General features: G+C 72.0%; 16 protein-coding genes and 1 other RNA gene. 8 read left to right on the forward strand and 9 right to left on the reverse strand.

Features of this window, described 5'->3' with window-relative positions; translation table 11 throughout:
- Positions 1 to 11 precede the first annotated feature (11 nt).
- Together yicI and ACZ4AA_RS04190 are read left to right on the forward strand one after the other, a co-directional pair.
- A complete protein-coding gene (gene yicI, locus ACZ4AA_RS04185; RefSeq protein WP_467594885.1) occupies positions 12 to 2264 on the forward strand; it encodes an alpha-xylosidase in 2253 nt (750 codons plus the stop codon).
- 2 nt (positions 2265 to 2266) lie between these two features.
- Positions 2267 to 3280, forward strand: a complete 1014-nt coding sequence (locus tag ACZ4AA_RS04190; RefSeq protein WP_467595152.1) for a LacI family DNA-binding transcriptional regulator — start codon at positions 2267 to 2269, stop codon at positions 3278 to 3280.
- A gap of 80 nt (positions 3281 to 3360) precedes the next feature.
- Here ACZ4AA_RS04190 and ssrA read toward each other — a convergent pair.
- The 5 genes from ssrA to ftsE form a co-directional block, all read right to left on the reverse strand.
- Positions 3361 to 3749: a transfer-messenger RNA gene (ssrA, locus tag ACZ4AA_RS04195) on the reverse strand.
- A gap of 123 nt (positions 3750 to 3872) precedes the next feature.
- Positions 3873 to 4418, reverse strand: a complete 546-nt coding sequence (gene smpB / locus ACZ4AA_RS04200) for an SsrA-binding protein SmpB (protein ID WP_339129642.1) — start codon at positions 4416 to 4418, stop codon at positions 3873 to 3875.
- Positions 4419 to 4487: 69 nt separating this feature from the next.
- Entirely contained in the window at positions 4488 to 5654 is a 1167-nt protein-coding gene (locus tag ACZ4AA_RS04205; protein ID WP_467594890.1) for a S41 family peptidase, read from the reverse strand.
- Between the two features lie 67 nt (positions 5655 to 5721).
- On the reverse strand, positions 5722 to 6642 hold the full coding sequence (gene ftsX, locus ACZ4AA_RS04210) for a permease-like cell division protein FtsX (protein ID WP_467594893.1): 921 nt from the start codon (positions 6640 to 6642) through the stop codon (positions 5722 to 5724).
- Positions 6643 to 6675: 33 nt separating this feature from the next.
- A complete protein-coding gene (gene ftsE, locus ACZ4AA_RS04215) occupies positions 6676 to 7365 on the reverse strand; it encodes a cell division ATP-binding protein FtsE (RefSeq protein ID WP_384797762.1) in 690 nt (229 codons plus the stop codon).
- A 301-nt stretch (positions 7366 to 7666) separates the two neighbouring features.
- Between ftsE and ACZ4AA_RS04220 the strand changes: the two genes are divergently transcribed.
- The gene (locus tag ACZ4AA_RS04220) at positions 7667 to 7858 is read left to right on the forward strand and encodes a hypothetical protein (protein ID WP_028805018.1); all 192 of its coding nucleotides are present in this window, start codon (positions 7667 to 7669) and stop codon (positions 7856 to 7858) included.
- 106 nt (positions 7859 to 7964) lie between these two features.
- Here the strand turns inward: ACZ4AA_RS04220 and ACZ4AA_RS04225 are convergent, their stop codons facing one another.
- From ACZ4AA_RS04225 to ACZ4AA_RS04240, 4 genes are all read right to left on the reverse strand, one after another.
- Positions 7965 to 8570 carry a hypothetical protein gene (locus ACZ4AA_RS04225; protein ID WP_467594896.1) on the reverse strand — a complete coding sequence of 202 codons (606 nt, stop codon included), beginning with the start codon at positions 8568 to 8570 and terminating at the stop codon, positions 7965 to 7967.
- 338 nt (positions 8571 to 8908) lie between these two features.
- Positions 8909 to 10015, reverse strand: a complete 1107-nt coding sequence (gene prfB, locus ACZ4AA_RS04230; protein ID WP_467594899.1) for a peptide chain release factor 2 — start codon at positions 10013 to 10015, stop codon at positions 8909 to 8911.
- A gap of 259 nt (positions 10016 to 10274) precedes the next feature.
- Positions 10275 to 11516 carry a serine/threonine-protein kinase gene (locus tag ACZ4AA_RS04235; RefSeq protein WP_467594903.1) on the reverse strand — a complete coding sequence of 414 codons (1242 nt, stop codon included), beginning with the start codon at positions 11514 to 11516 and terminating at the stop codon, positions 10275 to 10277.
- A gap of 125 nt (positions 11517 to 11641) precedes the next feature.
- Positions 11642 to 13303 carry a serine/threonine-protein kinase gene (locus ACZ4AA_RS04240; RefSeq protein ID WP_467594906.1) on the reverse strand — a complete coding sequence of 554 codons (1662 nt, stop codon included), beginning with the start codon at positions 13301 to 13303 and terminating at the stop codon, positions 11642 to 11644.
- A 491-nt stretch (positions 13304 to 13794) separates the two neighbouring features.
- Between ACZ4AA_RS04240 and ACZ4AA_RS04245 the strand changes: the two genes are divergently transcribed.
- The 5 genes from ACZ4AA_RS04245 to ACZ4AA_RS04265 all read left to right on the forward strand — a co-directional run bounded on the left by ACZ4AA_RS04245 (position 13795) and on the right by ACZ4AA_RS04265 (position 24115).
- Positions 13795 to 17781, forward strand: a complete 3987-nt coding sequence (locus tag ACZ4AA_RS04245; RefSeq protein WP_467594910.1) for an FHA domain-containing protein — start codon at positions 13795 to 13797, stop codon at positions 17779 to 17781.
- 233 nt (positions 17782 to 18014) lie between these two features.
- Positions 18015 to 19424, forward strand: coding sequence for an ABC transporter substrate-binding protein (locus ACZ4AA_RS04250; protein ID WP_467594913.1), 1410 nt, complete (start codon positions 18015 to 18017; stop codon positions 19422 to 19424).
- Positions 19425 to 19431: 7 nt separating this feature from the next.
- Positions 19432 to 20772 carry a carbohydrate ABC transporter permease gene (locus ACZ4AA_RS04255; RefSeq protein WP_467594917.1) on the forward strand — a complete coding sequence of 447 codons (1341 nt, stop codon included), beginning with the start codon at positions 19432 to 19434 and terminating at the stop codon, positions 20770 to 20772.
- Entirely contained in the window at positions 20769 to 21680 is a 912-nt protein-coding gene (locus tag ACZ4AA_RS04260) for a carbohydrate ABC transporter permease (RefSeq protein WP_467594920.1), read from the forward strand. The genes ACZ4AA_RS04255 and ACZ4AA_RS04260 overlap by 4 nt, the downstream gene beginning before the upstream one ends.
- Positions 21681 to 21832: 152 nt before the next feature.
- A complete protein-coding gene (locus ACZ4AA_RS04265) occupies positions 21833 to 24115 on the forward strand; it encodes a bifunctional glycosyltransferase/CDP-glycerol:glycerophosphate glycerophosphotransferase (protein ID WP_467594923.1) in 2283 nt (760 codons plus the stop codon).
- The last annotated feature ends 40 nt before the right edge of the window (positions 24116 to 24155 follow it).

Raw genomic sequence — 24155 nt, forward strand, 5'->3', positions numbered from 1 at the left:
GGGGTACGAGAGTGAAGTTCACGGACGGCTACTGGCTGCTGCGCGAGGGCGTCAGCGCGGCCCACCCGGTCGAGGTGCTGGATGTGGTCTCGGGGCCCGGCGGTCTGGAGATCCACGCGCCGACCCAGCCCATCCGGCACCGCGGCGATCTGCTGAAGGGGCCGGTCGTCACGATCCGCGCCCACGCGCCGATGCCCGGCGTCATCGGGGTCACGTTCACCCACTTCCAGGGCGAGGAACCGCGCGGGCCCCGGTTCGAGCTGCGCGGGAGCGAGTTCATCCCGCACACGGAGTACGACGACCAGCACGCGACCCTGACCTCGGGCGCCCTGTCCGTCCGGATCTCCCGTACCGCCCCGTGGCACCTCGACTTCCTCGCCCACGGCCGCGTCCTCACCAGCAGCGGCCCCAAGGGCATGGGCATCCTGCGGGACGCGGCCGGCGCCCACTATCTGCGCGAGCAGCTGGATCTCGGGGTCGGCACCCGGGTCTTCGGCCTCGGCGAACGGTTCGGGCCGCTCGTCAAGAACGGCCAGGTGGTGGACATGTGGAACGCGGACGGCGGCACCGCCACCGAACAGGCCTACAAGAACGTGCCGTTCTATCTGACGGACGCCGGCTACGGCGTCTTCGTCGACCATCCGGGCCGGGTCTCCTTCGAGGTCGGCTCGGAGGCGGTGTCACGGGTCCAGTTCAGCGCCGAGACACAGGAGTTGACGTACTACGTCATCCACGGCCCGGCCCCGAAGGACATCCTGCGCACCTACACCGCGCTCACCGGGCGCCCCGCCCTGCCGCCCGCGTGGTCCTTCGGCCTGTGGCTGTCGACGTCCTTCACCACCTCCTACGACGAGGACACCGTCACCTCCTTCATCGACGGCATGCGGGAGCGTGAACTGCCGCTGTCCGTCTTCCACTTCGACTGCTTCTGGATGCGCGAGTTCAACTGGTGCGACTTCCGGTGGGACCCGCGGGTGTTCCCCGATCCACAGGGGATGCTGACGCGGCTGAAGGACAAGGGGCTGCGGATCAGCGTCTGGATCAACCCCTACATCGCGCAGCGCTCACCGCTGTTCGCCGAGGGGCGGGCACTCGGGCATCTGCTGAGACGGCCCGACGGCGGCGTGTGGCAGTGGGACCTGTGGCAGCCGGGGATGGCCCTGGTCGACTTCACCGGCCCGGCCGCCCGGGACTGGTACGCCGGGAAGCTGGAGGCGCTCTTGGATCAGGGCGTCGACTGCTTCAAGACCGACTTCGGCGAGCGGGTTCCGGTGGACGTGGCGTACGCCGACGGCGCCGACCCGGAGCGGATGCACAACTACTACACGTACCTCTACAACCAGACCGTGTTCAATGTGCTGCGCAAACACCGGGGGGAGGACGAGGCCGTCGTCTTCGCCCGTTCCGCGACCGCGGGCAGCCAGCGGTTCCCGGTGCACTGGGGCGGCGACTGCGAGGCGACGTACGCGTCGATGGCCGAGTCGCTGCGCGGCGGGCTCAGTCTCGGCATGTCGGGGTTCGGGTTCTGGAGCCACGACATCGGCGGCTTCGAGGGGACGCCGACGCCCGCGCTGTTCAAGCGGTGGATCGCCTTCGGGCTGCTGTCCTCGCACAGCAGGCTGCACGGCTCGTCCTCGTACCGCGTGCCCTGGCTGTTCGACGAGGAGGCCGTGGACGTCCTGCGGCTGTTCACCCGCCTCAAGCTCGGCCTCATGCCGTATCTGTACGAGGCCGCCCGCACCGCCCACGCGGAAGGGGTGCCGATGATGCGGGCGATGGTCCTGGAGTTCCCGGACGATCCGGGGTGCGCGCATCTGGAGCGGCAGTACATGCTCGGCCCCGACCTGCTGGTCGCGCCCGTCTTCAACGACGAGGGGGACGTCTCGTACTACGTGCCCGAGGGCACGTGGACCCCCTATCTCGGCGGGGAGCCGGTGACCGGACCCCGCTGGGTGCGCGAGCGGCACGGCTTTACCAGCGTGCCGCTGCTGGTGCGGCCGGGCGCGGTGGTCCCGGTCGGCGCGGTGGACGACCGCCCCGACTACGACCACGCGGACGGGGTCACCCTGCGCGCGTACGGCCTGGAGCGGGGCGCCCGGGTGAGCGTGCCGGTCGGGCCGGTCACCTTCACCGTCGTGCGCGAGGGGAACACCCTGCGCGCGTCCTGCGACGATCCGTCCGCGCCCTGGGGGCTGGCCGCGGGCGGGCGCGAGGCGCGGGCCGGCGCCGGGACGGGCTTCCTCTCCCTGGATCTGGAGTCGTGACGATGGTCAAGATCACCGATGTGGCGCGGCACGCCGGGGTGTCCCCGAGCACGGTGTCCTACGCCCTCAGCGGCAAGCGGCCGATCTCCGAGGCGACCCGGCGGCGCGTCGAGGAGAGCATCCGCCGGCTCGGCTACCGCCCGCACGCGGGTGCCAGGGCGCTGGCCAGCAACCGGTCGAACGTCCTGGCCCTGGTCGTACCGCTGCGGGCGGGCATCCATGTGCCGGTGGTGATGCAGTTCGCGGTCTCGGTGGTCACCGCGGCCCGGCTGCACGACCACGACGTCCTGCTGGTCACCCAGGAGGAGGGCGAGGAGGGGCTGCGCCGGGTCGCGGACACCGCGCTGGTCGACGCGCTGATCGTGATGGACGTCCAGCTGCACGATCCCCGGCTGCCGCTGCTGCGTGCGCTGGACCGGCCGTCCGTTCTCATCGGCTTCCCGGCCGCGCCCGACGGGCTGACCTGCATCGACCTGGACTTCAAGGCGGCAGGTGAGCTGTGCGTCGACCGGCTCGCGGGGCTCGGGCACCGGGTGGTCGCGCTGGTCGGCTCGCCGCCGGAGGTGTATGTGCGGGGCACGGCGTTCGCGCAGCGGGTGGTGGAGGGGTTCACGGCCGCCGCCGACCGGAACGGCCTGGTCTCCTCCGTCCACCCCTGTGCGGCCTCGCCCGCCGCCGCTCGCCGGATCGCCGAGCGACTGCTGCGCGAACAGCCCGCGTTGACCGGGGTCGTCGTCCACAACGAGCCGGTCCTCGAACCGCTCGTCGACGCCTTCGAGCAGCTCGGCCTGCGGGTTCCCGGCGATCTGTCCGTCACCGCGATCTGTCCGGACGAGCTCGCCGGGAGTCTGCGTGTCCCGGTCACCTCGATCGCCATCCCGTCCGCCGAGGTGGGCGCGCGGGCGGTCGACCTGCTGATGAGGAAGCTGAACGGCGCGCCCTGCCCCGAGGCGACCCTGCTCGCTCCCCGGATGACGGAGCGCGCGAGCACGGCACCGCGCACGCCGCATTCCTGAGGACACGAACACGCGGAATTCCTGGAAACACGACGAAGGCCCCGCTGCCTGAGCAGCGGGGCCTTCGCCAAACATGGGATGAGTGGAGATGGCGGGAATCGAACCCGCGTCCAACGGTGCAAAATCAGGGCTTCTCCGTGCGCAGTTCGCTGTGATTTTCTCAGCCCCGGCGATCACGCGAACAAGTCGCCGACGGGCTCAGCCACTGTTTGATTTCCCAGCGAACCCCGTGACCGGGCTCGATGGTTTAGTTCCCTAGATTATGCCAGGATCCGGGTCGGGAACACTCCCGGGCTGACACCCTTTAAGGGTCCTTCACTCACTGCTTATTAGGCAGCGAGGGCGAAGGACTGGGAATCGCTCTTGGAATTGGCGATTATTTTTTGCGACATATGGTTTACGAGATCATTGCCGCTTCCTCGACACGCTTCCCCTGCTTCAACAGCCGCTGTCGAAACCGATCATCCCCATGTTGATTTTTCAAAGCTCGGTCCCTCCGGGGAGGAACCCGCGCCCTCGGTGGGGTGCGTTGCCATCGTACGTGACCGACGCACGCCGGTGCCAGCCTATTCCGGCGGGGCCGTCCGCGGCGTCACTCGCCGCGCTGTTTCCGCTTGGCCGCCGCGATGGCACGGTCCGACTCGCGCCGGTCCTGCTTCTCGCGCAGGGTCTGCCGCTTGTCGTACTCCTTCTTGCCCCGGGCGAGCGCGATCTCGGCCTTCGCCCGGCCGTCCTTGAAGTACAGGGCGAGCGGCACGATCGTGTGACCGGTCTCCTGCGTCTTCGCCTCCAGCTTGTCGATCTCCTCGCGGTGCAGGAGGAGCTTGCGCTTGCGGCGCACGGTGTGGTTCGTCCACGTGCCCTGGCTGTACTCGGGGATGTGGGCGTTGTGCAGCCACGCCTCGTTCCCGTCGATCTGGACGAAGCCGTCCGTCAGCGAGGCGCGCCCCTGGCGCAGCGACTTGACCTCGGTGCCGGTCAGGACGAGCCCGGCCTCGTACGTGTCGACGATCGCGTAGTCGTGCCGCGCCTTCTTGTTCTGGGCGACGATCTTGCGCTTGCCGTCCTTGGCCTTGCCGGAGCCCTGGCCGCCCTGCTTGGGCTGGGACTCCTTCGGTACGTACATTCCCTTGCTCATAGTGCTGGCCATTTTCGCACTACAGGGGGGCTCGGGGGAAAGCCGATTACCGGGTCGGCGTCCGGGGCGTCAGGAGAGGTCCCCGAGACCGCTCAGCACGGTCTCGGCGCGCTGGAGCGACCCCTTGTCCGCCTCCAGGTCGGGGGTGATGCCCCGGCCGTCGACGGAGCGGCCCGAGGGGGTGCGGTAGTGGCCGACGGTCAGCTCGGCGACGGAGCCGTCGGGCAGCCGGCTCGGCATCTGGACGGAGCCCTTGCCGAAGGTCCTGGAGCCCACGACCACCGCGCGTCCGCGGTCCTGGAGCGCCCCGGTGAGCAGCTCGGCCGCGCTCATCGTGCCGCCGTCGACGAGCGCGACCAGGGGTCTGGTGGTGTCGCCCCCGGCCGCCGCGTGCAGGACCCGCTGGGCGCCGTTCACGTCGTACGTGGCCACGAGGCCGCCGTCCAGGAACACGGAGGCGGTGGTGACGGCCTCGGTGACCAGGCCACCGGAGTTGCCGCGCAGGTCGAGGACGATCCCGGCCCTGCCCGGCGCCCGCTCGACGGCGGTCCTTACGGCGTCGCCCACGCCCTTGGTGAAGGCGTCGACCTTGATCAGGGTGACCCCGGCGGGAAGGCTGCTGACGGTCACCGAGTCCGTGGAGAGCCTGGCGCGGCGCAGGGTCCGGCTCCAGGACTGCGTGCCGCGCTCCAGGCCCAGGGAGACCTTGGTTCCGGCGGTCGCGTCGTCCGCGTCGCCGCGCAGTAACGAGACGACCTCGGTGACGGGCCGGCCGTCGACCTTCGCGCCGTCGACGGTGCGCAGCCGGTCGCCCTTGCGAATGCCCGCGGCGGCCGCGGGCGAGCCGGCGCTGACGCGGGTGACCTCGATGCCTCCGTCGCGCTCACGGCGGGCCCACAGGCCGACGCCGGTGTACTGGCCGTCCAGGGCCTCCTCGAACTCCTCGTACTCGCCCTGGGAGTAGACGGCGCCCCAGCGGTCCCCGCTGCGGCTGACGGCCCGTTCGGCGGCCTCCATGGGGGATTTGCCGTCGGCCATCGCCTCGGCGGCGGCCCGGGTGACCTCGTCGTGGTGGCGTGCCGCGGCCGAACCGGGCGCCGCGGCCGGGGTCTTGCGGGCGGGGTCGGAGAACGATCCGGTCGCCGCTCCGGCGACGAGGATGCTCGCGAACACCAATGTCAGGGCCGCCCCGCGGCGGATGCGGCGGGGCTCGCAGAACAGGTCACGGCCTGACATGCCGGTGAGTCTAGGACAACGCGAAGGGCCGCACCGCCGGTTGACGGTACGGCCCTTTTGGGATGCGTCACACCTTCAGGTACTTGCGCAGAGCGAAGAACGCGGCCACCGCGGGCATCAGCAGACTCGTGGCGAGGATGAGCGGGAGCTTGGTCAACACGGCGTCCCAGCCGATGAAGTTGATCAGGTTGAGCTTGTGGGACAGATCCAGACCGTGGTCGATGATGAAGTACCGGGCGATCAGCAGGAATCCGCAGGCGACACCGCCGCCGATCAGGCCGGCAACCGAGGCCTCCGCGATGAACGGCGCCTGGATGTAGAACCCGGAGGCGCCGACGAGGCGCATGATCCCCGTCTCACGCCGGCGGCTGAACGCCGAGACGCGCACGGTGTTGACGATCAGCATCAGCGCGACGACGAGCATCATCGCCATCACCGCGCGCGCGGCCCAGTTCATGCCGTTGAGGAGCCCGAACAGGTTGTCCAGGATGCCCTTCTGGTCCTGGACGGACTGCACGCCGTCACGGCCGTCGAAGGCGGTCGCGATGACCTGGTACTTCTCCGGGTCCTTCAGCTTGATCCGGTACGACTCCTGCATCTGGTCCGGCGTGAGGGAGCTGGCCAGCGGGGAGTCGCCGAACTGCTCCTTGTAGTGCTTGTACGCCTGGTCCGAGGACTCGTAGGTGACCTTCTGCACGACCGTGGACATCTTGTCCAGGTCGGCGACGATCTGCTTCTTCTGGTCGCTGGTCACCGCGCCCCTGGCGCAGTGCGGGTCGGACTCGGCGTCACTCTTGTTGCAGAGGAAGATCGAGACGTTGACCTTGTCGTACCAGTAGCCCTTCATGGTGTTCACCTGGTCGCTCATCAGGAGCGAGCCGCCGAACAGGGCGAGCGAGAGGGCGACCGAGACGACGACCGCGAAGGTCATGGTCAGGTTGCGGCGGAGACCGACCCCGATCTCCGACAGAACGAACTGCGCGCGCATGGCGTCTTCCTCAGACCTTTCCGTGGACGATGATCAGTGCTGGTAGCCGTAGACGCCGCGTGCCTGGTCGCGGACGAGACGGCCCTGCTCCAGCTCGATGACGCGCTTGCGCATCTGGTCCACGATGTTCTGGTCGTGCGTGGCCATCAGGACCGTGGTGCCCGTCCGGTTGATCCGGTCGAGCAGTTTCATGATGCCCACGGAGGTCTGTGGGTCGAGGTTTCCGGTCGGCTCGTCGGCGATGAGGAGCTTGGGCCGGTTCACGAAGGCTCTCGCGATGGCCACACGCTGCTGCTCACCACCGGACAGTTCGCCGGGTCTCCGGTCCTCCTTGCCGCCCAGGCCGACGAGGTCGAGCACCTGGGGCACGGACTTGCGGATCTCGCCGCGGGACTTGCCGATGACCTCCTGGGCGAAGGCCACGTTCTCGGCGACCGTCTTGTTGGGCAGGAGGCGGAAGTCCTGGAACACGGTCCCCAGCTGGCGGCGCATCTGCGGCACCTTCCAGTTGGAGATGCGCGCGAGGTCCTTGCCCAGGACGTGCACCTGGCCTTGGCTGGTCCGCTCCTCGCGGAGGATCAGCCGCAGGAAGGTGGACTTTCCGGAGCCGGAGGACCCCACGAGGAACACGAATTCTCCGCGCTCGACCTCCAGGGAGACATCCCTGAGAGCGGGGCGGGTCTGCTTGGGGTAGACCTTGGAGACATTGTCGAATCGGATCACGGGTGCACCACGGGTCGCCGGGGGTAGGTGTGCGTGACCATACGCGAACCGGGTGTGCGAGCGCAGTCGGCGTACGGGGTTGCGCGCGGCTTGCACGATTTGTCATGGATCTCAGGCGCGATTCACACCCGATCCGAGGGGCTGACGGTGGTCCGGACGGGGCATGAGAAGGGGAGCCGCGCCGAAATCCGCGGAACCTGGCACAGTGGTAAGGGAACGGTTGCGTTCGCCGCAGCGTTAAGAGAGCGACGTGTACGCGAGAGAGTTGCGTACGCGGAGACGTCGCAAGGAGGGCCGGCGCATGACGTACGACCGACTGGTATGCGCTAACTGTGCGGCACCCGTCAGCGAGGGCCGCTGCCCCGTCTGCCGCGCGAACCGGGAGCGGCTTCAGCAGGAGAGCCCCTTCGCGGGACTCAACCCCATGGCACTGATCGCGCTGCTCGCGGTACTGATCGCGGCGCTGGCGCTGGTGGCCCACCAGACGGTGTGAGAGCCGCGGGGGCGGCCCCGCACGGCCCGCCGTCACCCTTGTCACCCCAGACCCGGAAAGGGCCCGGAGCGAGCTGCTCTGGGCCCTTCGCCGTACGGGTGGAGCGTCAGGCGGCGGCACCGCCGCGGCCGCCCGCGAGGCGCGGGAGCAGCCGGAAGCCGACGCCTCCGGCGATCATCGTGGCCGCGCCGACGATCAGGAACGCGGTCTGACCCGCACCCGTCTCGGCCAGCGCGCCGTCCTTGCCCTGGGCCTGCGTGTCAGAGCCGGTGTCGGTGAGGGCCGAGGAGCCCTCCTCCTGGGTGGTGGACCCGCCGTTGGGGTCGGCGTCGTTGCCGCCCGTGCCGTTGCCCGCGGGAGCGGTGGCGCTGCCGGAGCTGGGGTCCTCGGTCGGCTCGGTCGGGTTGCCGGTGGGCGTCGTGGCCGTCGGCGCCGGCGAGGTCGGCGTGGCCGGAGCCGAGGTCCCGGGCTCCGGTGTCGTGGGCGCGGTCGTCCCGGGCTCCGGTGTCGTGGGCGCCGTCGTCCCGGGGTCCGGCGACTCCGGGATGCCCGTGACGGTCGGGGTCGGGGTCGGGTCGTCGGCGGTGGTCGCCGTCAGACCGACCTTGAGGTCGAGCGCCGATGCGGCACCCGCCGCGGTCAGTGAGGCACCGGCCGCGATCACCGCGCCGGCGGCTATCCGTACCGCGAGGATCCGCGTCTTCTTGGTCATCTGCCTGCTACCCCCAGTAGCTGATCGTCAATGGAGCAGCGCCCGGAGCCACGGCGTCACAGGGGGCGTTGGCTCAACCCCCCGGTTCACATGCGCCCCGGAGATACGCATGCCACACGTCACCCTTCCCAGTTTTCAAAGCAGCGTCAAGGTCGTTGCGTACGCAATGTCCGGAACGCCATTGTTTGCCTGGCCTGGGGACATGTGACTGTGACGGAAAACCCAGACAGCCCACACAGACAAAGGCAACTGCCGCCCAGTGGGCGGCAGTTGCCTTGTCGACAAAGAGGTCTGGGCGGGAGCGAAGAACGTCCGCGCGCATCGCCCGTGCCGGGTGCCTACTTCTCCTGCTGCTTGCGCCAGCGAATTCCGGCCTCCAGGAAGCCGTCGATCTCGCCGCCGAACACGGCCTCGGGGTTGCCGACTTCGTGCTCCGTGCGCAGGTCCTTGACCATCTGGTACGGGTGCAGGACGTACGAACGCATCTGGTTTCCCCAGGAGTTGCCGCCGTCGCCCTTGAGGGCGTCCATCGCGGCCTGCTCCTCCTGGCGGCGCCGCTCAAGGAGCTTGGCCTGGAGGACGTTCATGGCCGAGGCCTTGTTCTGGATCTGCGACCGCTCGTTCTGGCACGAGACGACGATGCCGGTGGCCAGGTGGGTCAGGCGCACGGCGGAGTCGGTGGTGTTGACGCCCTGGCCGCCGGGCCCGGACGAGCGGTACACGTCGATCCGCAGCTCGGACTCGTCGATCTCGATGTGGTCGGTCTGCTCGACGACCGGCAGGATCTCGACACCGGCGAAGGAGGTCTGGCGGCGCCCCTGGTTGTCGAACGGCGAGATGCGCACCAGCCGGTGCGTGCCCTGCTCCACGGAGAGCGTGCCGTACGCGTACGGCACGTGGACGGCGAAAGTGGTGGACTTGATGCCCGCCTCCTCCGCGTACGAGGTCTCGTAGAGCTCCGTCTTGTAGCCGTGGCGCTCGGCCCAGCGCAGGTACATGCGCTGGAGCTTCTCGGCGAAGTCGGAGGCGTCCACGCCGCCGGCCTCGGCACGGATGGTGACGACGGCCTCACGGGAGTCGTACTCGCCGGACAGGAGGGTACGGACCTCCATCTCGTCCAGCGCCTTCCTGACGGCGACGAGCTCGGTGTCGGCCTCGGCGCGGGTGTCCGGGTCGTCCTCCTCCTCGGCCATCTCGAAGAGCACGCTCAGATCGTCGATACGCCCGCGGAGCGCCTCGGCCTTCCTGACCTCCGCCTGGAGGTGGCTCAGCTTGCTGGTGATCTTCTGCGCCTCGTCCGGGTCGTCCCACAGGGACGGCGCGGCCGCCTGCTCCTCGAGCACGGCGACATCTGCCCTCAGCTTGTCGAGGTCCAGGACGGCCTCGATCGACTCCATGGTCGAGGAGAGGGACTTGAGCTCTTCGGATACATCGACGACTGCCACGCCTCCAGCGTAACGGCTACGGCAACCGGGCCTCGCCCTCGTCCCCGGCGGAGCCCCGACCTGGGCCCGGAACGCCCAAAAACGGATCTCGCCCCCTCCGCCCCTACCCGTCCCGTCCTCGGGGGCGCTGCCCCCGGCCCTCCGCTCCTCAATCGCCGGAGGGGCTGAATTTTCCCGTCCGGCGCCGAAAGTTCAGCCCGTCCGGCGATTGAGGACAAGGCCGCAGGGCCGGAGCTGGGTTCGGGGTCGCACCCCCGGGTCACGGCGAGGCCGGGGCCGAGTTCTTCGTGTCCTGGGGGGTCGCGTCGCCGTCGCCGGAGGTGGCGAGCCAGGTGCCCACACCCGCCGCGGCCACCAGCACGAGGGCCGCCACCCCCAGCGTGATGCGCCGCCTGCGGGCCGAGGCCCGGTGCCGCGCGGACCCGGGCCGGGGCGCGCCCGCGGCGCGGGGCACACGAGCCGTCCCCCGGGCACCGCCGGCCAGCTCGTCGGGGGCCGGCACCCGCATCGAGGTGTGCGTGTCCCGGTTCGAGTCGGGCGCGGCCCCGGGCACCAGAGGAACGGCCCCGCGCCGCTCACGCGCCGCGGCGGGCGCGGACGGCTCCGCGCTCTCCTCGTACTCCTCGTCCCCGTCGGCGCCCTCCGACTCCGGGGAGTCCACGTCCAGCGGCGGCATCCCGGCCAGCAGCGGCAGCTGCTCACGGAGCCGCGCGCCCAGCTCGGAGGCCCGCAGCCGGGACGCGGGCGCCTTGGCCAGACACTGCACGATCAGCTGCCACAGCTCGTCCGGGATGCCCGGGAGCGGGACCACGGTCTCGGTGACATGGCGGCGCAGGACCGCGCCGGGGTGTCCGCCCCCGAAGGGCGTGAAACCGGCGAGCAGTTCGTACAGGACGGTCGCCAGCGCGTAGATGTCCACGGCGGCGCGCGGCGGCAGACCCTCGATGATCTCGGGCGCGAGGTAGTCGGGAGTGCCGATGATCTTCGTGACGCGGGTCCGGCGCGGTGAGTCGATGAGTTTGGCCACTCCGAAGTCGGTCAGGAGGGCCGGGTGGGAGCCGCCGGGGCCGAGCGGGCCCTGCATGTCGAGCAGGACGTTCTCGGGCTTCACGTCGCGGTGGACGACCCCGGCCGCGTGCGCGGCGGCGAGTCCGTCGGCCACGTCGGCGACGATCGCTACCGCGGCCTCGGGGGCGAGCCTGCGTTCCCGGTCGAGCCGGGTGCGCAGGTCGGTGCCCCGAACGAGGTCCATGACGAGGGCGAGGTCGTTGCCGTCCACCACCAGGTCGCGCACCGCCACCACGTGGGGGTGGTCGAGGCCGAGGAGGGCGGTGCGCTCCTGCACGAAGCGTCCGACCAGCTCCTGGTCGGACGCGAGGTCCTCGCGCAGCAGCTTGATGGCGACGGGCCCCTCGGGACCCTCGCCCAGCCACACCGTGCCGGCACTCCCCCGCCCCAGGATCTGGTGCGCGGTGTACCTGCTGCCGATCTTGCGTGCCAAGACTGCTCCTACAGAAGCGTGTTGCTGCTTAAAGTACGCGCCCGAGGAGGCAACCTTCACGCCCGAGACCGAAATCACCCGTCAGATGTCGACAAGTACCCAGAGTCGGCTGTCCGGGGCCGGGATCAGTTGCCCGACGGATTCTTCGAGCCGAGATCCCCGACCCAGTTCTTGACGTTGTCGTACCAGTGGGTCAGCTCGCCCCAGTAGCTGCGGCCGGAGCCGATCCAGTCCTGGAGAGGGCTGAACTCCCAGATCAGCCATCCGGCCACGAACAGGATGACGATCGTGAACAGGCACCCTTTGAGGCAGCCGAGGCCCGGGATCTTCATCGGGTTGGCGCCGCGCTGCCTGGGCTCGCGCGGCTGGCGGGGTGCGGGCTGCTGGGGCCGCTGCGGCTCGGGTGCGTACCGCTGCGGCTGGGGCTGCTGCTGGGGCGCGGGGGCGTAGCGCTGCTGCTGGTGCTGCGGCGCGTACTGCTGCTGTTGTTGCGGCTGCTGCTGCGGGTAGCCGTATCCGGGCGGCGGCTGCTGGCCCCGCTGCGGCTGGGGCTGCTGCCGCTGCGGGCGCGCGACCTGGCGCTGCGGGCGGTGGCGCAGCGGATCCTCGTTCGGGTCGAGGTACTGGACCTGCGTCTGTTCGTTGCGGTCGCGGGCCGCGCGCAGCTGGTTCTGCCAGGGGTGCGGGTCCTCGCCCTGGCCGCCCTGCCCGCCCGGCTGGTTCTGCGGCACGGGCGGCAGCACGGCGGTCGGGTCGGCCGCGCCCGCGGTGTGCGGCAGCACGCTGGTGGCGCCGTACGGGTCGTAGGAGGCCGCGCCCTGGGGGAGCACCTGGGTGGCGTCGGACGAGCCGGGGACGTCCGGGACGTACGCGGGGGCCGGGTCGGGCCCGAGCAGGGCGCCCACGCCTTCGGCGGCGGCGATCTGCGCGGGTGCCGCGTGCACCCCCACGCCCGCGGCGACGGCACGCAGGGCGCGCGCGAGGTTCTCGGCGCTGGGCCGTTCGTCGGGGTTCTTGCGCAGGCAGCGCTCTATGACGGTCCACAGCGGGTCGGGGACCGTCGAGGGGCGGCGCGGTTCGGCGCTCAGGTGCTGGTGGAGCACTTCAAGGGCGGACTCGCCCGCGAACGGGGGACGCCCGGTGACGAGCTCGTAGATCAGGATGCCGGCGCCGTAGATGTCGACGGCGGACGTCTGCGGGCGACCCTCGGCGGACTCCGGGGCGACGTACGCGGGCGTGCCGACGAATTCATGGGTCCGGGTGAGGCCGGGCGAGTCGGCGAGCCGCGCGATGCCGAAGTCGGTCAGCATCGGGTGCATCTGGCCCGCTTCCTGCTTGAGCAGGACGTTGGCGGGCTTCAGGTCGCGGTGTACGACGCCGTCGGCGTGGCTGGCGGCGAGCGCGTCGGCGATCTGGGCGGTGAGCAGGGCGGCCGCGACGGGCGAGAACGGGCCGTTCTCGCGCAGGTAGCGGTGCAGGTCGGGGCCGTCGACCAGGTCCATGACGAGGGCGAGGAGATCGCCTTCGACGACGAGGTCGCGCACCCGCACGATGTTCGGGTGGGTCAGGCGCAGCAGCACCGACCGCTCCCGCAGGAAGCGCATCACGATGTCGGCGTCGCTCGCGAGCTCTTCCTTCAGGACCTTGATCGCCACGGTCTCGCCGGGCTGTCCCGCGACGGCGGCCTCGGCGCCCGCGGTCTCCCGCTGGCGGGCTCGCCAGACCGTGCCTGTGGCGCCGCGCCCCAGCGGCTCCTCAAGGAGGTACTTGCTCCCTACCGGCCGCACGTCATGCGCTCCCTGTTGCTTGCTTGCCTGGTCCGTCCACCGTGATCACCGTGGTACAGGAGTTTCCGACCCACTGTAGTGCCGCCCTGCCCTGCACAGGGCTGTCCTCCAGGTGTGCTTTCCCATAGGTCCCGTGCGCACCTGTGGTCCGCATAAGCGCATACGCGGGCGCTGCCGTCCGTGTTCGACGTGAAGCCGATCCCGTGTGTTCGACGGAAAGACGCTGACTTCGGTCGGTTGGTTGCCGGGACCGGGCGTGAGCGATCTCAAGCCGACACCGGGAGGGCACTGGTCAGGAACTTTTACGGGCAGAGCCGACCAATCAAGATCACTTACGGGTGGGGGGCGGGCGTGTTGTCGGTGGCAGGTGCGAGGATGCCTCCAGTTACTGGCCGACGTGCCCGTGTGCGGTGGGGGGATCTGCGGTGGGGGACCGCAGCGCAGCCTCGTCCTCGTCACGGGCACCTGCGCGGAAGGGACCCCGGACGGCGATGCAGATCCGGCTGACCGTCGTAGACCCGCTGGGCCCGCCCTCGGAGCCGCGGGGGCGAGCCACGGCCTGCGATGTGCTGGTGACCGCGCCCGCCGGGACGGCGCTGGCCGCGGTCGCGTCGGGACTGGCGACGGCGGCCGGGGGAAGCGGGGGTGCCTCCCAGGGCGAGCGGGGCCGTGAGCCCGGCGGGAGCCAGATCGTGCTCTACGCGGGCACGGAGCGGCTCGACGCCCAGCGCTGCACGCTCGGCGAGCCGCCGCTGACCGACGGCGCCGTGCTGTCCCTGGGCGCGCCCGCGGAGCCCGGTCCCGACCTGGACGACGTCTCGGCCCAGCTCCACGTGGTCGCGGGACCGGACGCCGGCGGGGTGCACCTCCTGCACGGCGGCCAGATCCGCGTCGGCCGCTCCGCGGACGCCGACGTGCCGCTGGACGACCCGGACGTGTCCCGCCTGCACTGCGCGGTCACCGTCACCCCCGAGGGCCGCATCTCGGTCGCCGACATCGGGTCCACGAACGGCACGACACTCGACGGCGCCCGCGTCGGCAGCCGTCCCGTCACCCTCACGGCGGGCGCGCTGCTGCGTGTCGGCGAGTCCGCCCTGCGGCTCGCCCCGCCCGGAGGTCCGGGCGTCGTGGAGACGGCGCCGGACGGCGAGGGCCATGTGAGGGTACGAGCCGGAGCGACCGCGCGGGCCGACGGTCCCGGCGGGCGCCGTGGTCAGGCCGCGGGTGTCACCTCCCCGCGGGGCACCTCGGCCGGCACCTCGGGGGGCTTCCCCCCGCAGAACTCACCCGCCGGTGCCACCGGCGGGCCGGACACGGACGCACCGGCAGCGCCGGGCGCCCCGCAGCCGCGCGGTGCCGTGCCCCACGCGCGCGGGGAGAGCGCCTCCCTCGCCCAGGGCGGCGCGCCGCCGCCCGTGGGCGAGACGCACCACGCCTACGGAACCTCCACCTGGGGTGCCGCCGCGGGCGGTGTCCCCGGAGCACCGGAACACGGGCGGGCGGTGCCCCACGCCGTGCCGGAGCAGGGCGGAGCACCCCGGATCGAGAGCGGGCCGGGAGGTTCGGCGGCGCAGGACCGGGGCTCCGGCGGGGCGGCGCGGGATACCGGGCGTCCCGGCGGGTCCGCGCGGGAGACGGGTCGGACAGGCCGTCCGGGCGGCTCCGCGGACGCGGACCGGTGGGACGGGACAGAATCCGCGGACGCGTGGGACGGAGCAGGGCACGCCGACGCGTACGGGTGGGACGGGGCAGGGCCCGCGGACGCGGGGAACTCCGGTCCCGGCACGGCCGGTACCCCCGGAGCCTGCGTCCCTGGCGCGCGCACGGGCACACCGACGCCGGGCACGGACACGCCCGCCGGAGTGCGCAGGCGGGGCGGAATCGGCGCCTGGGCCCGGCGTCTGGCCGGTGGCCGCGGCGGACCGGACCGGCCCGCGCGGGAGGCGTACGACGACACTGCCGTCGCGGTCGAGGAGCTGCCGCCCGCCCTGCCGCCCTCGCCCGAGAGCTGGCCCGACCCGGCGACCCTGCTGCTCACCGCGCTGGGCCCCGGTCCGCGGCTGTGGGAGCGGGGCCCAGGTCACCCCGAGGCGCTGACGGTGCGGCTGGGCACGGCCGACCGGGCGGCACCGGACGGCTCGGGCCTGCTGCCCGCGGTGCCGGTGACCGCCGGACTGCGGGAGGCCGGTTCGCTGGGCCTGGCCGGACCGCGGGCACGCCTGTCGGGGCTGGCCCGCGCGGTCGTCGCGCAGCTCGCCGCGCTGCACTCCCCCGACACCCTGGAGATCGTCCTCATCAGTACCGACCGGACCCGCCCGGTCGAGGAGCGCACCGCGGAGTGGTCCTGGCTCGGCTGGCTCCCCCATCTGCGTCCCGCCCACGGCCAGGACTGCCGGCTGCTCGTCGCCTACGACCGTGAGCAGGCGGCGGCGCGCGCGGACGAGCTCCTGCGCCGCCTCGAGGACCACCTGGCGGAGGCGGAGGGCGCGCCGCGCGTGCGCGGTCCGCGGTCCGGGGGCGCCGGTGCCACGGTTCCGGCCGCCCGGTCCTCGACGCACGACGCCGACGGGCCCGGCGAACGCCACGCCCCGTCCGGCGGGGGCTCGCGCGGCACGGCACGAAGGCCCTCCTGGGCACGCGCCGACGACACGGACGACGGCTTCGACGGCCCGTACACGGTGGTGATCGTGGACGGGGACCCCGGGGGCGCCGATGTGCGGGAGGCCCTGACGCGCCTCGCGCACGCGGGCTCGGGGGCCGGGATCCATCTGGTGTGCCTCGCCGAGACCGCGGCCGCCTCCCCCTCGTCGCCGGTGACGGAGACCTATGAAGCGGCGTGCGAGGCGTCGCCCGCGTTCCGCGAGTGCGGGGCCGTGGCCCTGCTGAGCGGGGACGTGGCCACCGCGCTGCGGCTGATGCGGGTGGCGCCGGGCGGGGACGGCGAGCGCGCCCCCGAATCCGTGCGGGCCGGCTCCCGGCAGGGCGGACCCGACAGCGCCGGACGGAAGTCCTCCGGGGCCGCACACCTCCCGTCGCACGCCGGGCCCCTGCCCGACGGAGTCACCCACACCGGCATCCCGCACCCCGCGTCCGGACGCCGCGGCGCACCGGCGGGCGGCGGCGCACGCGCCGACGTCCCGGCGCCGCGCACGGACCGCGCCGCGCACGGCAGGCAGCTCGCCCGTGGCCCCGTGGGGCACGGCACGGTCGCCGCCGTGGACGCCGTGTCCCTCGCCTGGGCCGAGCGGTTCGCCCGGTCCCTCGCGCCGCTGCGCACGGACGGCGCGCTCGGCGACCGGCACACGCGCGTGTCGGCACCCCTGCCGCAGACGGCGCGACTGCTGGACGAGCTGGGGCTGGCACGGGCCACCCCCGCCTCCCTGATGGCGCGTTGGGCGGACGCCGCCGACGACAGCGAGGCGTTCGGCGGACGGGCGCGGGCGGTGATCGGCGCCGGCCCGCGCGGACCCGTGGCCGTCGACCTGCCCGTCGAGGGCCCGCATCTGCTGATCGAGGGCCCGCCCGGCAGCGGCCGTACGGAACTGCTGCGCTCGGTCGCCGCGTCCCTCGCCGCCGCCGAACGGCCCGACCGGCTCGGGATCGTCCTGATGGACGGCCGCGACGGAACCGCGGCCCAGGGCGCCGGAGGCAGTGAAGGCCTCCAGGTCTGCACCGACCTGCCGCACGTCACCACCCACCTGACGGCCAACGACCCGGTCCGGATGCGGGAGTTCGCCCAGTCGCTGAGTGCCGAGCTGAAGCGGCGCTCCGAACTCCTCGGCCGGCTCGGCTTCGCGGAGTGGCATGCCGGGCGGACCGTCCCGGGCCGGATCGTGACCCAGCGCTCCGGCGGCAGCTCGTCGGCCGGAGCCTCGTCCGTGGGCGCCTCGGATCTGGACACGTCGTCCAGCTCGACCCTGCGGCTGCGCCCCGCCGCCGCGCGGGAGGCGGCCGACGCCGGGCCCCCGCTGGCCCGTCTGGTCGTGGTCGTCGACGACCTGGACGCCCTGCTGGCACCGCCGTTGGGGTCCCCTGGACGCCCGGCGGCCGGTTCGGTCGTACGGGCGCTGGAGGCCGTCGTCCGGGAAGGCGACCGGCTCGGGGTGCACCTCGTGGCGACGTCCGGCGCCGACGGCCGTGCGGCCGCCTCGGAGCTGGCGCGTTCCACGGCGCTGCGCGTCACCCTGGACGCGCCGTCCGCCGGACCCGAGGAACCCGCCCCCGGGCGGGGCCGGCTGAGGCGTCCGGACGGCCGGGAGACCGCGTTCCAGGGCGGCCGGGTCACGGGCCGCATTCCCCGGACGGCGACCCTGCGCCCCACGGTCGTCGCGCTGGAGTGGCACCGCATGGGCGACCCGCCGGCCCGCCGCCCGGTCCGTGAGCTGGGCAACGGACCGACCGACCTGGCCCTGCTCGCCAGCGCCCTGGAGCGGGCCGCGCGCTCCGTCTCCGCGGCCGAGATGCCCTCGCTGCTGTAGCCCCGCGCCCCGGAGCACCGCCGCCGCGCCCGCCCGTGCGCGCACTGCGGGGCGGGTGCCGCGCGGGCCGTGACGGCGCCCGCCGTCGGCATGACCCGACGTCACGACCCCATCACGATCGCGTACTTGACAGCCCCGGCGGTCTTGCCGCCCTCGAACGAGCAGGCGTAGACCGGAGTGATCGGGGCAGCAGCCGCTTCGACGTTCGACGATGAACGAAGAACGGGGCAGTGATGCGCAGCATTCCGCAGATACGCAGGTCGCCCGATCACTCCACCCAGCGCCCGCGCAGAGTCGCGCAGGCCGCGGCGGCCGCCTTCGTGGCGGGCGCCCTCACCCTCACGGCGTGCGGTGGCGGTGGCGGCGACAAGGGCAAGGGAAGCGACAGCGGCAAGGACACGCAGAGCGGCGGCAGCGGCTCCGTGACCCTGCCCAGGCTCGACGGCGCGACCCTGGAGGTCGCCGCCGTGTGGACCGGGCCGGAACAGGCCAACTTCAAGAAGGTGCTGGCGGAGTTCGAGAAGCGCACGGGCGCGAAGGTCACCTTCGTGGCGGCGCAGGACCCGATCATCAACTTCCTCGGTTCGAAGATCGCGGGCGGTGCGCCCCCGGACGTGGCGCTGCTCCCCCAGGTCGGCGCGGTCAAGCAGGCCGTCGACAAGGGGTGGGCCAAACCCGTCGGCCCGGACGCGCAGGCGCAGTTGACGAAGAACTACGCGCAGGGCTGGCAGGACCTGGGCAAGGTCGGCGGCAAGCAGTACGCGGTGTACTACAAGGCCGCCAACAAGTCGCTGGTCTGGTACAACACCAAGGTCTTCGAGAACGCGGGGGCCAAGGAGCCGAAGACCTGGAAGGAGTTCCTGGCCACCGCGCACACGATCTACGACTCCGGTGTCACCCCCGTCTCGGTCGGCGGTGCCGACGGCTGGACGCTCACCGACTGGTTCGAGAACGTCTACCTCTCCCAGGCGGGCCCCGAGAAGTACGACCAGCTCGCCCAGCACAAGATCAAGTGGACGGATCCGTCCGTGAAGGACGCCCTGACCACGCTGGCCCAGTTGTGGGGCGACAAGAACCTGATCGCGGGCGGCCCGGACGGCGCGCTCCAGACGGAGTTCCCGGCCTCGGTCACCCAGACGTTCACCGGCGGGGACCAGCCGAAGGCGGGCATGGTCTTCGAGGGCGACTTCGTGGGCGTCAACATCGCGGAGACGAAGGCGAGGATCGGGACGGACGCCAAGGTGTTCCCGTTCCCGGCGGTCGGCGACAAGGCACCGGTGGTCAGCGGCGGTGACGCGGCCGTCGTCCTGAAGGACTCGAAGGCGGCCCAGGCGCTGCTGACCTTCCTCGCCTCGCCCGACGCGGCGACCATCCAGGCCAAGCTCGGCGGGTATCTCTCGCCCAACAAGAACGTGGCCGACTCCGCCTATCCGAACGCCGTCCAGCAGGCCATGGCCAAGGCGCTGATCGCGGCGGGCGACGACTTCCGCTTCGACATGTCCGACCAGGCCCCGCAGGCCTTCGGCGGAACGCCGGGCAAGGGCGAGTGGAAGGACCTCCAGGACTTCCTGAAGAACCCGAAGGACGTGGCGGGGGCGCAGGCGAAGCTCGAATCGGACGCCGCAGCGGCCTACAAGGGCTGATCCGGCCATGACGTCGGCGACGGCCGGGGGCACCGCACCGGTGCCCCCGGCCCGTACACGCAAGAGCGTGACCGGGACCCGCAAGGCGGTGGTGGCGCTCTTCCTGCTGCCCGCCCTGGTGCTGCTCGGCGCGCTCGTGGTCTACCCGATCGGGTACTCGCTCGTGCGCAGCTTCTACGACCAACAGGGCGACGGATTCGCCGGGTTCGACAACTACAAGGCACTGTTCACCGACGACGGCATCCGTACCGCGCTCAAGAACAACATCATCTGGGTGGTGTTCGCCCCGTCGGTGGCGACCGCGCTGGGGCTCGTCTTCGCGGTGCTCACCGAACGGGTGCGCTGGGGAACAGCGTTCAAGCTGGTCGTCTTCATGCCGATGGCGATCTCGATGCTCGCCGCCGGGATCATCTTCCGGCTGGTGTACGACCAGGACCCGGCCAAGGGCGTCGCGAACGCGGTGTGGGTGGGGGTGCACGACACCTTCGCGCCCTCGTCGGCGTTCCCGAAGGCCCACCCCGGCCGGGAGTCGCCCCTGACGGCCGACAAGGGCGGGTTCATCACCCGGGACGCCGTGCACACCGGGCAGTCCGTCGCCCTGCCGCTGGTCGGCGTCGCCCCGGACCGGATGCCGGGCGGCGCGAGGAAGGCGGTGCGGGCGGCCACGGATCCCGGCCGGGTCACCGGCACGGCCTGGCAGGACTTCACCCGGGGGAAGGGCGTCGGCAGACTCGGCCAGGTCGACCCCGGCGAGCTCGGTTACTCCGGGATGAGCATCGAGGCGGTCAAGGACGGCAAGGTCGTCGGCTCGGCAAAGGTGGGCGCCGACGGCACGTTCTCGCTCGCGGGCGCGGCGGACGGGGCCCGGCTGCGGCTCCCGGCGAGCAACTTCAAGGAGCCGTACAACGGGGTCGACTGGCTGGGCCCGTCCCTGGTCACCCCGGCCATCATCGGCTCGTACGTCTGGATGTGGGCGGGCTTCGCCATGGTGCTGATCGCTGCGGGGCTCGCGGGGGTGCCGCGTGAGCTCCTGGAGGCCGCCCGCGTCGACGGGGCGAACGAGTGGCAGGTGTTCCGGCGGGTCACCGTGCCGCTGCTGGCCCCGGTGCTCGCGGTGGTCGCCGTCACCTTGATGATCAATGTGCTCAAGGTCTTCGACCTGGTGTTCATCATCGCGCCCGGCTCCTCCCAGGACGACGCGAACGTGCTGGCCCTGGAGCTGTACCGCAAGGGCTTCTCCGAGGGCAGGCCGGGTGTCGCAAGCGCCATCGCGGTGTTCCTGCTGCTGCTGGTGATCCCGGTGATGCTCTTCAATGTGCGCCGGCTCAGGCGGGAGGTGCGGCGATGACCACACAGGCCGGACAACGGGTGGGGACCGCGCCGGCCACGGCCGTGAACAGGGCCCGGCCCTCGCTCGGTTCACGGATCGTGAGCGGGCTCGGCGGCGGCGTGGTGCGCGTCCTGCTGGTGCTCGTCGGCCTGTTCTGGCTGGTGCCGACGATCGGGCTGCTGCTCTCCTCGCTGCGCAGCCCCGAGGACATGAGCGGCAGCGGCTGGTGGAAGGTGTTCACGGCGCCCTCGCAGCTCACCCTGGACAACTACCAGAGGCTCCTGGAGAACAGCGACATCACCAACTCGCTGCTCAACACGGTGCTGATCACGGTCCCGGCGACGCTGCTGGTCGTGGTGATCGGCTCGCTCGCGGGCTACGCCTTCGCCTGGATGGAGTTCCCCGGCCGTGACTGGTGGTTCCTCGCCGTGGTGGGCCTGCTGGTCGTCCCGGTGCAGGTGGCCCTGATCCCGATCGCCGAACTCTTCGGGAAGATAGGCATCTTCGGGTCGGTGACCGGCGTGGTCCTCTTCCACGTCGGCTACGGTCTGCCCTTCGCGGTGTTCCTGCTGCGGAACTTCTTCGCCGAGATCCCGAGGGAGCTGCTGGAGGCCGCCCGGCTGGACGGCGCGGGTGAACTGCGCCTGTTCGCACGGGTCGTGATGCCGCTCGGCGGACCGGCGATCGCCTCACTGGGGATCTTCCAGTTCCTGTGGGTGTGGAACGACATGCTGGTCGCGCTGGTGTTCTCCGACTCCGGGAGCCAGCCCATCACGGTCGCGCTCCAGACCCAGGTACGCCAGTTCGGCAACAACATCGATGTGCTGGCGCCCGGCGCCTTCATCTCGATGGTCGTCCCGCTGGCCGTTTTCTTCGCTTTCCAGCGGCAGTTCGTGTCCGGAGTGATGGCGGGCGCGGTCAAATAGGCCGGTGGCGGGCACTTTTGAGGGGCGGGCCGGACACCGGCCCGCCCCTGGCCGTTCACCCGGCATCCCCCGTATGCCACATCTGGCGTAACCAAGTCACCCCTTCGGCCGTTCCCGGGCAGGTATGCCCGCGCCGACCCATGGATGTCCCCGTGCCCAGGTTCAGTGTCATCGTCCCCGCGTACAAGGTTCAGGCGTACCTGCACGCGTGCCTGGAATCCGTGCTCGGACAGTCGTTCCTGGATCTCGAACTCATCGCGGTCGACGACTGTTCCCCCGATGCCTGCGGGGCGATCATCGACGAGTTCGCGGCCCGTGACGCCCGCGTGCTCGCCGTGCACCTCCCCGAGAACGTGGGACTCGGGCGGGCCCGCAACGCCGGTCTCGAACGGGCCACGGGCGACTACCTGATCTTCCTGGACAGCGACGACACCCTGACCCCCGGCGCGCTGCGGGCCGTCGCCGGCCGGATCGAGGAGACCGGCGACCCGGACGTCCTGGTCTACGACTACGCGCGCACGTACTGGTCGGGCGAGGTCGTGCGCAACAAGGTCGCGGCGCAGCTGACCGAGGAGGGCCCGGCGCCCTTCCGGCTGGAGGATCGGCCCGGGCTGCTGGGGCTGCTGATGGTGGTGTGGAACAAGGCCTACCGACGGGAGTTCGTGGAGCGCGCGGGCCTGCGGTTCCCGCCCGGCTACTACGAGGACACGCCGTTCACGTATCCGGCGCTGATGTCCGCTGCGACGATCGCGACGCTCGACCGGGTCTGTGTGCACTACCGCCAGCGGCGCCACGGCAGCATCCTCGGCACCAGCAGCCGCAAGCACTTCGACGTCTTCGAGCAGTACGACCGTGTCTTCGCGCATGTCGCCGCGCACCCGGAGCTGGACCGGTGGCGTCCGGTGCTGTTCCGGCGCATGGTCGACCACTTCGCCACGGTGTTCGTGAAGCGGGGCCGGCTCCCGCGCTCGGCGCGGGCCGCGTTCCTGCGCAAGGCCCGTGCGCACTACCGCCGTTACCGCGTCCCGGGCGCGCCCGCCGCGCCGCGCAACCGGCTGCGGCACGTGCTGGTCGGCCTCGGCGCGCATCGCACGTACCGGCTGCTCTCCTTCCTGTCGCGGATCCGCAAGAGAGCCGTGCGGCTCGCCGCCGGGCTGCGGCGCTCGGTGCGCGGAGCGACGCTCCGGTTCCACTACCGCGTCCAGCTGCGTCTCCCGCTGCGCGCCGACCGTGCCGTCTTCTCCAGCTACGGGGGCCGGGGCCACGGCTGCAACCCGGGGGCCCTGGAGTCCGCGTTCCGCAGCTTCGCGCCGCACATCCGCACGGCGTGGATCGCGCACCCCGAGCACCAGCACACCATCCCGGACCGGACCCGGCCGCTGTCCCCCGGCACGGCCGGGTACTGGACGGCGCTCGCCCGCTCCAAGTACCTGGTGAACAACGTCGACTTCGACCGGCGGCTGGTGAAGCGGCCCGGCCAGATCCTGATCCAGACGCAGCGCGGGACTCCGCTCAAGCGGATGGGGCTCGATCTCCAGGACCGCCCGGCGGCCGCGCGCGGCACCGACTTCGCCGAGCTGCTGCGCGGCGCCGACCAGTGGGACTACTGCCTGTCCGGCAACCGCCACTCCACGCTGGTGTGGGAGCGCGTCTTCCCCTCCTCGTACACGACGCTGGAGTACGGGCTGCCCCGCAACGACGTGTTCCAGCACGCGACACCGGCGGACGTGGAACGGTTGCGCGCGTCGCTGGGCATCCCGGCGGGCACGGTCGCCGTCCTGTACGCGCCGACGTACCGGGACTACCGCCACGGCCGGCCGGCCGCCCTCGACCTGGAGCGGGTGCTGCGCCGGCTGGGCCCGCGCTTCGTCGTGCTGGCCCGCGCCCATCACGCCGACACGGCTCGGCTCACGGAGAGGGCCGGCGGCCGGGTCATCGACGTGTCGGGGCATCCGAGCGTCGAGTCGCTGTGCCTCGCCTCGGACGCGCTGGTCACCGACTACTCGTCCCTGATGTTCGACTACGCGGTCCTGGACCGGCCGATCGTCGTCCTCGCGGACGACTGGGAGGCCTACGAGGCGGCCCGCGGCACGTACTTCGACCCGCGCACCTTCCCGCCGGGCGCCGTGGCGCGCGGCGAGGACGAGCTGATCGACGTCTTCGCGACCGGGCTCTGGCGCGACGCGCGCGCCGAGCGGCTGCGGGCCGCGTTCCGTGAGCGGTTCTGCCCCTACGACGACGGGCGGGCCGCCGAACGGGTCGTACGGCATGTGGTGCTCGGCGAGACCGCCGGCCTGCCGCCGTTCGTGCCGCTCGCCGAGCGGCGCCCGGTCCCCTCGGCCGAGGCGGTCCTCGCGCGGGTGCCCGGCTCGGAGCGGTCCCTGGGGAGCGTTCCGGCCCCCGGTGCCGCCGTCCCCCTGTCCGAGTCCCTCTGAACCGGAGCCCGCGTGCCCTCCAGTCCCTCGCGGCCCACGC

The organism is Streptomyces sp. NPDC024698, assembly GCF_055559015.1.